The 13,791-nt window shown below is 43.5% G+C and carries 10 protein-coding genes and 1 pseudogene; 6 read left to right on the forward strand and 5 right to left on the reverse strand.

What is annotated here, in order from left to right; all coding sequences use genetic code 11:
• On the reverse strand, window positions 1-318 hold a 318-nt coding region (locus ACTIE0_RS08425), incomplete at its 3' end, for an IS630 transposase-related protein (RefSeq protein ID WP_439516879.1).
• 583 nt (window positions 319-901) lie between these two features.
• Here ACTIE0_RS08425 and ACTIE0_RS08430 point away from each other — a divergent pair.
• Window positions 902-1,195: pseudogene (locus ACTIE0_RS08430) on the forward strand (response regulator); the annotation flags it as partial.
• Here the strand turns inward: ACTIE0_RS08430 and ACTIE0_RS08435 are convergent.
• From ACTIE0_RS08435 to ACTIE0_RS08445, 3 genes are all read right to left on the reverse strand, one after another.
• On the reverse strand, window positions 1,185-5,327 hold the full coding sequence (locus tag ACTIE0_RS08435) for a diguanylate cyclase (protein WP_006669124.1): 4,143 nt from the start codon (window positions 5,325-5,327) through the stop codon (window positions 1,185-1,187). The pseudogene ACTIE0_RS08430 and the gene ACTIE0_RS08435 sit on opposite strands and share 11 nt — an antisense overlap.
• A 144-nt stretch (window positions 5,328-5,471) precedes the next feature.
• Window positions 5,472-6,413, reverse strand: coding sequence for a putative bifunctional lysylphosphatidylglycerol flippase/synthetase (locus ACTIE0_RS08440; RefSeq protein ID WP_071533527.1), 942 nt, complete (start codon window positions 6,411-6,413; stop codon window positions 5,472-5,474).
• Window positions 6,410-7,207 carry a C40 family peptidase gene (locus tag ACTIE0_RS08445; protein WP_006621470.1) on the reverse strand — a complete coding sequence of 266 codons (798 nt, stop codon included), beginning with the start codon at window positions 7,205-7,207 and terminating at the stop codon, window positions 6,410-6,412. Before ACTIE0_RS08445 ends, ACTIE0_RS08440 begins: the two co-directional genes overlap by 4 nt.
• Window positions 7,208-7,241: 34 nt before the next feature.
• Here ACTIE0_RS08445 and ACTIE0_RS08450 point away from each other — a divergent pair, with 34 nt between their 5' ends.
• The 5 genes from ACTIE0_RS08450 to ACTIE0_RS08470 all read left to right on the forward strand — a co-directional run bounded on the left by ACTIE0_RS08450 (window position 7,242) and on the right by ACTIE0_RS08470 (window position 13,150).
• Window positions 7,242-8,204, forward strand: a complete 963-nt coding sequence (locus ACTIE0_RS08450) for a serine hydrolase (protein WP_006621471.1) — start codon at window positions 7,242-7,244, stop codon at window positions 8,202-8,204.
• 186 nt (window positions 8,205-8,390) lie between these two features.
• Window positions 8,391-10,403: an FAD-dependent oxidoreductase gene (locus ACTIE0_RS08455; RefSeq protein WP_006669125.1), complete on the forward strand. Its 2,013-nt coding sequence runs from the start codon at window positions 8,391-8,393 to the stop codon at window positions 10,401-10,403.
• Window positions 10,404-10,481: 78 nt separating this feature from the next.
• Complete coding sequence (locus tag ACTIE0_RS08460) at window positions 10,482-10,883, forward strand: hypothetical protein (RefSeq protein ID WP_006621473.1); 402 nt, start codon at window positions 10,482-10,484, stop codon at window positions 10,881-10,883.
• 184 nt (window positions 10,884-11,067) lie between these two features.
• Complete coding sequence (locus ACTIE0_RS08465) at window positions 11,068-11,973, forward strand: DNA-methyltransferase (RefSeq protein ID WP_006621474.1); 906 nt, start codon at window positions 11,068-11,070, stop codon at window positions 11,971-11,973.
• Between the two features lie 178 nt (window positions 11,974-12,151).
• A complete protein-coding gene (locus ACTIE0_RS08470) occupies window positions 12,152-13,150 on the forward strand; it encodes a homogentisate phytyltransferase (RefSeq protein ID WP_006621475.1) in 999 nt (332 codons plus the stop codon).
• On the opposite strand, the gene ACTIE0_RS08475 is transcribed toward ACTIE0_RS08470, so the two are convergent.
• Window positions 13,147-13,779 carry a Maf family protein gene (locus ACTIE0_RS08475; RefSeq protein ID WP_006669126.1) on the reverse strand — a complete coding sequence of 211 codons (633 nt, stop codon included), beginning with the start codon at window positions 13,777-13,779 and terminating at the stop codon, window positions 13,147-13,149. The two genes, ACTIE0_RS08470 and ACTIE0_RS08475, sit on opposite strands and share 4 nt — an antisense overlap.
• Between the last annotated feature and the right edge of the window lie 12 nt (window positions 13,780-13,791).

Consider the following 13,791-nt stretch of genomic DNA (forward strand, 5'->3'; position numbering starts at 1 on the left):
AATTTTCTTCAAGGCTCTGGATATGGTGCGAGGAGAGATGTCGTCATCCCAAAGTTCAGCCATCTGAGCGGAGGTTTGATCGCCATGCTCTTGGGCAAAAGCCTTGAATTTGTGCCAGTCGGTAATTTGGTGGCTATGACCAGGTGGGCGATTAGGTTTAGGGAGGAAGTCGCCGGTGTGTTCTTTTCTTTGCAGCCAGAGATTGATAGTGTTCCTGCTGACATGGAAAACTTGACTGGCTTCGGTTTTGGGTATACCGTCTAGTTCAATTGCATTAATAACTTTTTGTCTAAGGTCGTAACTGTAGGGGGCTGGCATTTTGGGTCTTCTGTAGATATCCTTGCCATTATACGTCCTAACTTTTCTGTCTTGTGCTATATAAACAGTTATGGGGAATGGTTCGAGGCTCCGACCTCTTATCCAGACTCGGGGCTGGCTTCCCCACTAGGAGGTGATTTCAGGCATAACAGCCTTATTTGGTCTCCTAAACATTTCGCACTCTCTACTCATTGTTATCATGGGGTCATAACTTCCCAATCAAAACAGTTTGTTTTATGACCTTGAGTTCCCTGCCTTGTTTGGAGAGGTTGAGTTCCAAACGTCGGGACATATAAACAGTTATGGGGATGGTCAGAGACGAGCCTCTTATATCCAGACTCGGGGCTGGATTCCCCACAGGGTGGTTATTTCAGGCATCTCAGCCTTATTTCATACCCGAATCGTCCGATACGAGGCAGCAAGACGTATAGCCTTACCTTTCCACCCCATGAAGGGAAAGCCATCGCTTAATCCAAAGATTGGCTGACTGTTCTCAAACAGGGGAAACAACAACCCAACAACAAACCGCCCACCCTGTAGGGGCGGGTGCTGAGATACGCCGCGCAAAAAACCAGCCAACTTTTTCTGTGATATTGAAATGCCTCGTATGGACGGCTTGGAACTTCTCTCCGGAATGCAGAAAGACCCACAACTCGAAGGTCTACCTATTGCTATGTTAACTTCTAGGGGGGGGCTGACAGACACCGCCAGATGGCTTATCAATTAGGCGCGAGAGGCTATTTTACTAAGCCTGCGCCTGTACGATGAACTGGAAGCCGCGGGGCGAATGTTACGCGCGTACTTTGTGGGAAACCGGCGATCGCTAAAGCATAATTTAGGGGCGGGTTGCCGTAAGTTTCTCATGATTATGGAATAATCACAACCCGGTTGCGTCCGTCTGCTTTGGCGCGGTAGAGAGCAGCATCAGCCGCCTGGATTAGGTCTATACCTATACTACCATGCTTGGGAAAGGCTGCCACACCGAAGGAGGCGGTGATACTGCCTAAATGTTGACCACCACTGGCTACTACAAGGGAGGCGATCGCCTCTCTAATTTGTTCAGCCCTCATGGAAGTATTTTCTAGGGAAGACCCCGGCAAAATTAGGGTCATTTCTTCACCCCCATAGCGACAAGCAACATCATATTCTCGCACCTTCTGTTTCAGCAGTTCTCCCACTTTTTGTAATACATAATCCCCCGCATCATGACCGAATGTATCATTAAAATGCTTAAAATTGTCTATATCCATCATGATGACCCCAATGGGGTGCTTTTGCCGTTGGGCGCGGGCTATTTCCTGACTCAAATATTCCTCTAAATAGCGACGATTAAAAAGTCCGGTGAGAGGGTCACGGATGCTCTGATGTTCCAGAGTGGCGCGGAGGTTTAAATTGGCGATCGCCATCCCTATCTGTTCCGCCACCGTATGAGCAAGCTGCTGTTTACCCTCAGATAAAGCCGTCGCCGAATCTGTACTTAGATAAAACAAACCCAAAGTCTCTCCCTGAGCCATCATCGGAACACACAATGTGCAAGATAGGGTAGAACTTACCTGAATATGTCGGCAAGAAATACCCCCTTTTTCATGATTACATAAATGTACCCTTCCCCGGCGCAAAGCCCAACAATCTTTCGGCACAAAAACCGAGACTGAGGTGCATTCTTTTCCCCAAGAAGAAATCATTTCCAGCGAGTCCCGGGAAGCCGCCATCAAAAAAATTCCGCCAGCACATTCTGGGAAAAGGGGTTCTAGCAAATAGCTAATCGCTTCACAGGCTTCTTGTACAGTCAAAGCCGCCTGCATAAAGTCGCTAATTTCACTCAAAAGCAACATTTCTGCATGGCGTTGATCTAGTTCATTGATCCGATTATTCAATTGTTCGTTTGCTAGACTTAGGGCTTTTTCCGATTGTTTAATTCCGGTGATATCACGGAAAGTAACCGCGAAACCATCCCCTAATTTGACCGAAATATTTTCAAACCAAAAGTCAATGCCATACTGGTTATAATAAAACTCTTTTTTCACGGATTTTTCCGATTCTACCACTTCCACATAGTGTTCAAATAAGCCACTTTCTTGATACTCTGGCAATTCCTCCAGTAACCTTTTCCCAATTAACTCATCTGCTGATTTACCGACTACTTTACCAGCGCTAGGATTCACCAATAACCATTCAAAATCAATAATCTTACCCTGTTCATTCCGAACCGAACGAAACGCCATAATCCCATATTCGGAACTATTCAGAATCCCACTAAGCTGCATTTCCGAAGTTTTTAAGGCTTCTTGAATACTCACCAGTTGACTAATATCAGTTAATAAGCTAATAGCCCCCACAAAGTTACCCTGGTTATCTAACTGATGCGTAGTAGAAACGATCGCCCACAAAGCCGTCCCATCTCGGCGTTGAAATTGACAGGTATGCTGTTCCTGAATACCTTGCTTTCTCCTTTCCAGGTAGTTGAGGGCTTCAAGTTGGTCTTCAGAGTTCAAGAAGTCCATTAACCCCATACCTAGCATTTCCGATGGAGTATAACCCAGCATATCTGCCATTCGCTGATTCACAAAGGTAGTTTTAGCGTCCCCATCAATTATCCACACCCCCTCTAGGGTAGTTTCAATAATGCTGCGATAACGCGCCTCGCTTTCTGCAAGTGCAATTTCCGAGTTTTTGCGATCGCTAATATCAATATGACAGCCTACCATCCTCTTCGGATTACCATCGTCGTCCCACTCAATCACCTGTCCAGAACACACCACCCAAACCGTGGAACCATTCTTGTGGCGATATCGAACTTCGTTGTAGAAGGGGATTTTACCACGACTTTTTATATGTTTTTCAAACATATCGAATACTCGCGGTAAATCTTCGGGAAAAATCAGTTTTTGCCAACTTTCGGGGACGTTAGGGAGTTCGTGATCCTCATAGCCAAACATACGCTTAAAGCCGGGACTCATGTATTCTTTATTACCAGGAATATCCCAATCCCAATATCCCGCTAGGATGATATCTAAAATATTATCTAATAGTTTCACTTCCCGGCTAATAGATTCAGCCTGTTGTCGCATAGCTTCGGCGCGGATATGTTCCTGTTCTAATTCTTTTTGTAGGGTGATATCTTGGATAGTTCCATCAGAGATAATGGGCTGATTATTATCATCATAAATAGTCTGGCAATATTCTTGTGCATACTTAATCCTACCATCATTGAGTAAAATCCGGTAACTCACACTATAAGACTGGCGATCGCATAGATGTTGGTTATACATATCATTGACTAAATCGCGATCTTGAGGATGTACAAGGCTGATAAATTCCTGGTGGGTATAGCTAAAGTTTTCCGGTTCAATTTCAAAGAAAGCAAACACCTCCTCAGACCATGATAATGTCTGGGTTTTATGATTGAAATGCCAAGTGCCAAGTCCGGCAATTTTTTGGGCTTTCCGCAGTTTAGTTTCCGTAGCTGTTAATTCTGCTGCTACCCGGTTTTTTTGCTGTAATTCTACCTGTAATTGTTGATGGATGGTAGCTTGTTTAAGGGCGATCGCTAATTGTACAGCTAACGCTTGTAGTAGTTCCACTTCTTCTGTTTTCCATTGGCGTGGATGTTCACTTTCAGTAACATTAAGCAGACCCCAAAGTTGATCACCACACAGCAGAGGTAGTAAAATTTTAGCGCGGGTATGAAGGCGGATCAGCATCTCTCTATGGCAGTCCGTCATTTCTGTGGTATAAATATCCGACACTACCCTAGTCTTTCCTAGGCGATAAATCTCCGCTTGGTTTTCCTGAAAACAGGTATCTGCGATGCGTTCTCCCATCAAAGAAAAAGGCGAATTAGTAGACTCTGCGACAACTACCGTTTCCCAATTATCGCCAAACTGCCAAATATTAACGCGATCGCATTTTAGCACCTGTCGCACTTGGTCAACAGTCGTATCCAAAATGGTCTGTAAATCTAGGGATGAGCGAATTTTCGTCGCTAATTCTGATATTAACTTTTCGCCTTCAGCCCGCTTGCTTAATTCAGCAGTACGCTGTTTAACCTGTGCTTCTAATTCAGCCGCCCGATTTTCTAAGAGTTTGAATTTTTCCGATTCTAGCCGCGATACCTTTTCCTCGAGCAACTCCGCCAATTTGTAGAGTTCCAACGGATTCAAACATTGCAGCAAACTGCTTTGGGTGACTATTCCTAATAGTTCACCCCTTGACCCCGTGACTATCACCCGCCCCAGGCGGCGCTGTTCCATTAGTTGGTGAACTTCCCATAAATTCTCCTGTGGTTTAATGGTAAATAACGGGGAACTCATCATATTTTCAGCCCGGATATTTTCCCAGTTTAAACTCAAGGATTGAAACTGCACTAAATCTCTCTCGGTCAAAATTCCTACGGGAATTGGCATAGCATGATCACCATGACCCTGAGTTTCCACAATTACCACACAACTCACCCGTCTTTCCGACATTAACCGGGCTATTTCTAACATGGTCTGATCACAGTTAGCAGATACAACATTGCGGGTCATCACTTCCGAGACTAACCGCAACCGTAATAAGTCAATGGGGCGCATCAATTTTCGCAGACTCTCATGGGTCACCAGTCCCACTAAGCGATCGCTATCATCAACTATAGGTAAATGTCGAATGCGGTGCTTTTGTAGTAAGTTAATTGTAGTCAGTGAGTCAGTAAGTTCTGATTCCCGTACAGTAATTACAGAGGGAGTCATTACTTCCTGAATTAGCAACTCTTCCAGATTTTGCTGTTGGGCGGCTAGACCCACAATATCGCGCTGTGTCAGGATGCCAACCACCATTAGGTCTTGCAACACTATTACACAAGTTAAGTGGCTGTATAGGTCTGGTTCTGACTCGGATATTGATATATTATCAGTCATCTGGCACTGAAGGCGGACACCACTCATACAGGCGATCGCTTCCATGACGGTTAAATCACCTGATACTACCAAAGGATCTCGAATTATCGCTGATTTGACTTCTGGTTGCATAGCTGATCTCAAGAAAATTTCACTGGGGAATATGTTTTGATCTAATCAAGACACAAACTAGACTAAAGTTGAGCTGACCAGATTATATAATATTTATGGTTAGATTACCATCAGCATTGATAATTAACCCACAACCAGAGCAATTTACCTTGAGTTTCTACTTTTTTCATCTCCAGCCGCCCAAGCCGCAGCCGCCGTTTCTGCCGTAATACTAACTACCCGATAAAAAGCGATCGTCCCCAATAAAATACCGGGGGCGATCGAGCTTTCTAATAATCCCAAAGCTGTAGCTTCAAACACTCCCAAACCTCCCGGAGCGCCCGGAACCACCAACCCTAATAACCAGGCTAAACTAAAAGCACCAAAAACCCTCGGCACTTCCAGCCAATTAAAATACCCCATAGCCACCAGAGTTATCATAAACCCAATGCCCCGTAAACCCACAAATCCCAACTCTCCTAACAAAGGCTTAATCGGATAGCGTTGTAGTTGTATAGGTGTAGATGGTTTTTCCTCTGTATTCGCCAAATTATTCGACCTTAATTTAACTCTTCCTAACCACCCCAAAACCGGATTTAAAATCCCCGGATGAACAGCACCTAAAACCACAATTAGACATAAAATTTGCAACCATAAATGAGCAGTATTGATAGTTATCAAAGCTATCAATAAAGCCGCTGCCGCCATCAATAACGGCTCTAGTAAAACACTTAAAGTTGCTATACCTAAAGCTATATCCGCATTTTTAACAGCTATAATACGCCCATAAAAATGCCAAATATTACCAGGAATATACTTAGCAATATTAGTTTTCAAATAAATCTGTAGTCCCCGGCGATAATTAATCCCCGCATCACCCACAGATTGAAACTCCCTTAAAATCAATAACCAGACCCAGGCAGACCATAAATGAGCCAGAAAAGTGACTGCCAAAGCCATGGCTAAACATCCCCAACTTTTGCCAGTAATTTGCAGTGATGCCACCTCTCGCCAGTGGTTTTTAATAGCCGTAGCCAGGAAAAATAAAGTCATGCCCAAAACCAGCCAGCGTAACCAAGGTTTACACCGAGATATATAGGATTTCAAAACTTAACCCTCTGTCTATGAAACCTACCAAAAGCATCAAAAGGATAGCTAGAAACTACCCGACCCACGCCGATAAAATGTTCGGCATAATATTGACTAACCGGATTATTTGCGTGGTGCCACAACTCATCATAACCAATGCCATTGTTACCATGTTCCGGGCCGGAACTATGTATATATTGACCATCACCCAAATAAAGACCGACATGAGTAGTTTTAGATGTTGTACCAAAAAAAACTAAATCCCCTGGCTGCATTTCCCAGATAACTGGTGGTATAGGTTGAACAAACGCCTGTTGTTGATAAGCGTCTCTGGGTAGCCAAATACCCTGTTGAGAAAAAGCAGCTTGTATCAAACCGGAACAATCATAATTAGGTCCGACCGTCCCTCCCCATAGGTAAGTATTACCAATTTTTGCAGCTTGGTGACAAAATGCGATCGCCTTATTTATTGCCTGATTAATCGTTTCGGATGATATAATTGTACGGGGTAATGGTGATGGAGGCTTTAGCAAATGTTCAACATCCCCCGCAGCCAACCAACCCGGGTAATCATCCTCCCACAATTGCACAGGTATAGCTGAAATATTCTCAGCCGTGTTAACCTCAAACAGGCGCAGGTGTCGTCCAGTAGCCGCCTGAGTTGCCAGAGTGCTACACTCAGGAGAATCATAAATATTCAGATCACCTTTGCATTTATACTCAACTGGGAGTAGCTTTAGTGACACTGTAGCATCAGTGCCAACAACTGTCGCCACCTTCCCCAAAATATCCGATAATCCATCAACGACCATATTTGTCACCAATATTGAAAACTAATTTCCTGTTATGGCATTTTTCCATCCAGACCCAAAGATACAAACTCTTGGCACAAGCATTATAGAGGCAACCCGGAGTAAATTTCCAGGACTAAGCGCCAATCAAATAGCCATGACCTGGGTAATTTATGACCCGCCAGTTTCTGTGAATACCGGAGGCGCACTTACTCCCGAAGAATTTTGGAAATATCCTGTTAGGGGGTTTGCATATCGGGGAATTGAACGCATTTATCCAGCCAGTGTAGTTAAACTATTCTACTTGGTGGCTGTTTACGAGTGGGTGGAAAAGGGTATGTTGCAAATCTCTCCCGAGTTAGAACGTGCCATTAAAGATATGATTGCACATTCTAGCAATGATGCTACCAGTTTAGTAGTGGATGTATTAACTGGAACCACCAGCGGTCCCGAATTATCACCCGGTCCCTTCGAGACTTGGAAATATCAACGAAATATCATTAATCGCTATTTTCAATCCCTGAATTGGCCGGAACTTGAATCAATTAATGTCAATCAAAAAACCTGGTGTGATGGTGCCTATGGTAGGGAAAGAGCCTTTTTAGGGGAACTGATGGAAAACCGTAATATGCTGACAACTAATGCCACAGCCAGGCTAATACATAGCATTGTCGGAGGTGTAGCAGCATCTTCGGAAGCCTCTCAAACAATGATGCAATTGATGCACAGAAATCTTGAGCCAGCAGCCTTAGCAGAAGACCCCGAAAATCAGGTTAAGGAATTTTTAGGGGAGGGACTACCTGAGAATGCTAAGTTATGGTCAAAGGCGGGCTGGACTTCTCAAGTTAGACATGATGCAGCTTATATTGAAATTCCCGATTTACTACCGTATTTATTAGTAGTTTTTACCGAGGGTAAATCCCAAAGTAAAAACCCGGAGATTTTACCCTATATTTCTCAATTAGTGGTAGCTGCCATGAAAGATAGCATAGGCGACTGGCTACCCCACCAACCCTAAACCCCAACCATAAGTGCGTCAGACCTGAACATCTCAGGTGAAAGTTATCATGGCTCTCTCTGACGCATCTTACCAATTTTGGTCAAGGGAATATATAATGGTTGAAATTGTCAATTTATCCGTCTGAGGTATCCTACCAATTGACGCACTCACGCGCAATGATCAGGTTTTATATGGTAACATATTATGAAGATTATTAAAACTGCGTTTTATGTAAAAATTGCCTTGGGTCTAGTGGCTTCGGTGTTCAGTCAGCAAGTAGCGGAGGCGAGTTTACCCAGGACTACAGATACTCAAGAAACTTGTGATATTTTAGTGTTTGGTGGCGGACTAGCAGGCGCAGCCACAGCCTATGAGGCATTATTAGCAGGTCGGACAGTTTGCTTAACGGATATTACTGACTGGGTAGGGGGTCAAATTTCCTCCCAGGGAACCTCGGCTTTGGATGAACGCGCCACACAACGATCGCTATTATTTTTCCCGCGAGGATACCTAGAATTGCGCGATCGCATCAAAGAAAAATATGGGATTTTGAACCCTGGTGCTTGTTGGGTAAGCGAGTCTTGTTTCCGACCTTATGACGGTCACGCCATTTTATTATCAATGCTACAAGATGCGGCAAAACAGGGTAAAGGTACTTTAAAATGGTTTCCTAATACTGTTCCCAAATATGTAGAAATAGCAGATAGACAAATTCTCAGTGCGATCGCCATTCAACATCAAGCCGCCCCCGGTACACCCCCCCTAAATAGCGAACCCCTATCCCAAATTATTGAAGATGCTTACAGTTGGGAAGACTCACCCCGCCTCACGAAAACCATTATCGAATTTCTCCCCGCCAATACAGATAAACAAACCGCTAACTGGTACGTGGTAGAAGCCACAGAAACCGGGGAAATTATCGGAATGACCAATATTCCCCACAACTTGGGTATAGACCCACGCAACCCCCTAGAACCCACCTCCTCCAGCGTCACCGGAGACCCCTATTGCACCCAGGGTTTCACCTATACCTTCGCCATGAAAGCCCTCGCCGAGCCAGAACCCATCGAAAAACCACCATTTTACGAACGCTATGCGCCCTACTACAGCTATGAATTGCAGCGATTAGCTAATTTTACCCTAGTGTTTACTTACCGTCGCATTCACAGCGAAAACCCAGAAGGACCTTTTCACCCCGACCCACGCAGGTGGACTATTTATCCAGGGGATATCTCCATGCAAAACTGGACTTGGGGCAATGATTACCGTCCGGGAACCTCTCAGGACAATTTAATCCTAACTCCCCGACAACTAGCCGCCAGCGGGCAGCTAGAACCCGGAAATTGGATGGGCGGACTACGGGTGCAGTCCTTGCAATATGGCGAAGAAAATGCCAAAGGTTTCTTTTATTGGTTAGTCAAGGGGACTACTGATTCTCAATTGGGCGATGGTGTGAAAAATAAGTACCCACTACATCGATTTTTGAGAGGATTTGATCAGCCCATGGGAACCGCCCACGGACTCTCTAAGTTTCCCTATATGCGAGAGGCGCGACGGATTATTGGTCGCCCTTCCTTCGGTCAACCTCAAGGGTTTATGATTTGGGAAACTGATATTTCTCGTAATGATTTTGCCGGGGATTTTTACCGGGAAAATCTCTCGGAATCAGAATTTAGGGAGTTATGGATGGCTTTGGCTGGGTTGGAATTACCAGCTTTAGTCGCTAGAAATCAAACTGTTGAACAGACTTCCCGCAGAGGAAGATCTACCATTTATCCTGATACGGTGGGTATTGGACATTATGCGATCGATTTTCACCCATGTATGACTTTAAGCCCCCACGAAACTCCCGGAAATACTGAAAGAGAGGGAGAACGTCTCGGACAAGGACAGGCTTACCCCTTCCAAATTCCTCTCCGGGCTATGATTCCCCAGGAAATTGATAATTTATTAGTGGTGGGTAAAAGTATTGCTACTAGCCATATTGCGGCGGCGGCTTACCGGGTGCATTCCTTTGAATGGTCTTCGGGTGCGGCGGCGGGAATGACGGCGGTTTTTGCTTTTGATAATGATGTTTTTCCCTATCAATTAGTGGCGGATTTACCAAGGCGATCGCCTTTACTAGATGAGTTACAATGGTTCATCCAAGAAAATGGTAATCCTATCGCATTTCCCCGCACTTCCATTTTTAACCGTTCTTGGGAAAATTGGAGATAATTTTTGACATTTGACTAGAGTTAACTACTAGCATTAACTCGGTAATAATGCTTAAACAATGAATCTAAAACTGATCAGATGAAGGAGATTATAGTTCACCAAGTAGATATTACACACTACCGATTAGTAGAACTCTGCCAACTTGCTGATCAAGCCAAGCCTTTCTACCAATGGGTAGAAAAAAACGCCAAAAAGATAACAGGTTCTCATAAAGAACTCAACGAGATTATGATGTCAGCCACCCGAGATGAAATGGCATCTATTATTTATGCTTGCTACGCAGAACCGGAAGAAAAGCGTCCTTTACTCTTTGATGGTATTGGCAGAGTTTACCCCCACCCAAAAGCCTGCTTTTACTTTTTTGCCTGGATGATTAGAGATGCACCTCAGCAGAGGTTAGCACCCCTAATAAGTCGATGGAAAAAGGAGGTCATGCACATTTATTTACTCGGGATATTATGGGTGCTGTACAGGACTTAAAATCATCGGGAAGTCCATGCTATATTATAGTGGTTATCATCGCCAATAACTGGTCAATATCAGAAATAACAACCATTACCAATCAAATGGACATGGTTTTTCATTTTAATTTGAATCCTCTTTTGTGGTTTTGATGAAGCCAGTCAAATTAAGTTAAATAAGTATATACAAGGTGTTTTAGATAATGGATAATCTCATCCATATTATTAATAAAGTTCTGTTGGGGGATATCCGCACTGTATCTGTAATTATTCCTGATAATTCTATCCAAGCCATAATTACTAGCCCTCCCTATTTTGGGCATCGAAATTACACCGGAAAAGATGGCTGTGCCAACGAGATAGGTAGAGAAGCAAATGTAACCGATTATATTAATAATCTGGTCACCTGCTTTGAAGTGGTAAAACCCAAACTAAAAAATAATGGTTTGCTGTGGCTGAATTTAGGTGATACTTATCGGAATAAACAACTTGAGGGTGTTCCTTGGCGGGTGGCATTTGCTCTCAAAGATAGGGGTTGGATTCTCCGCAGTGATATTATTTGGAAAAAGCCAAATGCTATGCCATCCTCTGTGAAAAATAGACCAACTACTGACCATGAATATATTTTCATGTTTTCTAAAAACACTGATTATTATTATGATGCTGATGCCATTAGGGAACCTCATATCACATTTACCGAACAATCAAAAATGAGAGGCGGTAGGAATCATTTTGGGAAACGAAATAGCACCCCAGAAAATGGCAAAAACTCCGGTAATCAGAATTTGCATGATGGTCGATGGGACCAAGCATTTCACCCCAAAGGAAGAAACAAGAGAACTGTTTGGGAAATACCCCTCGGTAAGTTCAGGGATGCACATTTTGCGGTTTATCCAGAAGATTTAGTTAAAATATGTCTACTGGCATCAACTCGTCAAGGAGATCTGGTTTTAGACCCATTTACTGGTTCAGGTACTACCGGAGTTGTTGCTATTAAGCATGACAGAAAGTTTATTGGCTGCGAACTGGTCAAGACCTATCAAAAAATGGCTCAAAATAGAATTGATGAAATTATTATTCAACCCAGCCTGTTCACGCTGCCCAATTAATTAATATTAATAATCTCCTCAAAATTATGGTGGTATGCTATACTATCCATCTAGGTGATTAAGATGCTGCTAAACACTATCACAATTACCTGATTTTGTGGGTGGGATACCATGGAAAATCTCACCAATTAACTCTATTGCATATTAACGATTAATTGACCATCAGTTTAACTCAATTATGAATCAGACTTCCTCGACTACATTACCAAAAGTTACTGGAAACTCGGTTCAGAAAAATGCGCCTTGGCTGTATGCTTTCTGGAAGTTTTCCCGACCACATACCATTATCGGAACCAGTCTCAGTGTGTTGGGGTTGTTTACGATCGCATTTAGTGATCAACTTAATCCTACTACATGGGAAAATCCCCTTTTTGTCCCCACCAATTTAATCATCCTGCTGATTAGTTGGATAGCCTGTCTGTGTGGGAATATCTATATTGTCGGTCTTAATCAATTAGAAGATATCGAAATAGACGTAATTAATAAACCCGATTTACCTTTAGCGTCTGGGGTATATTCTCGCCGCCAGGGTCAAATTATCGTAGCCACTACAGGGATATTGGCGGTTATTTTAGCCGTGGTTGGGGGGCCTTTTTTGGCAGCTACTGTTGGGATTAGTTTAATTCTCGGCACCGCCTATTCCCTCCCTCCCATACGCTTAAAAAGATTTCCAGTTTGGGCGGCATTATGTATATTTACAGTCCGGGGGGTGATTGTCAACCTGGGGCTGTTTTGTCATTTTAGCCAGCAGTTATCAACCCCCCAATTATGGCAAATTCCGGTAATACCCCCGACGGTTTGGGTGTTAACCCTATTTATTTTGGTGTTTACGTTTGCTATTGCCATTTTTAAGGATATCCCCGATATTGAAGGCGATCGCCAATATCATATTACCACCTTTACCATCCGCCTCGGAACCGTAGCCGTATTTAATCTAGCTAGGGGAGTAATCACCATCTGTTATTTAGGGATGATGGCGGCGGCTTTCCTAGTTTATGAAAGTTTAAACCCAGTATTTTTAGTGATGACTAATCTGATATTACTGAGTTTTATGTGGTGGCAAAGCACCAGTGTAGACCTAGGGGAAAAACAAGCGATCGCCAATTTTTACCAACTCTTATGGAAACTGTTTTTTCTGGAATATATACTATTCCCCATCGCCTGTTTATTAGGTTAATTCCAAAAATTAGTAATGCCATACCCCAACTCGCGCAGCATTGACCGCAGCAGAGGTAAACTCAGACCAATCACATTAGTATGACAGCCATCTAACCTATCAACAAAAGCCCCCCCTTTCCCTTCAATCGCAAAACATCCCGCACAGTTCAAAGGTTCTCCGGTCTCCACATAAGACCGGATTTCCTCCTGATCAACAGTCGCAAAATGCACATGAGTTATGCGAGATAAAACCAAAAGTTTGGGTTTATTCAAATCCAGTAAAGCATGACCAGTATAAAGCTGTCCGACATTACCACTAAGATTTTGCCAACGGGCGATCGCTTCTAGTTTATCAGCAGGTTTCCCGTAAATTTCACCCCCCATTACCAACACCGAATCACAGCCCAAAATTAGCGCATTTTTGCCGTTTGCCAAATAGCTATGGGGATGGTCTTTTAACCGTCTCCCCACAGCTTCCGCTTTGGCTTTAGCGAGTTGTTCTACCAATGCAGTCGGATCATCAATCTGAATGCTAGACTCATCAAAATCACTGTTAATTACTACTGGCTCAATTCCCACAGTTTTTAAGAGTCTATGTCTGGCTGGGGAAGCAGAAGCCAGGACGAAAGTGATAGCTGAGTCCACCATATCAGAATCTCC

Source organism: Limnospira sp. (assembly GCF_051859755.1).
GTDB classification, from domain to species: domain Bacteria; phylum Cyanobacteriota; class Cyanobacteriia; order Cyanobacteriales; family Microcoleaceae; genus Limnospira; species Limnospira fusiformis.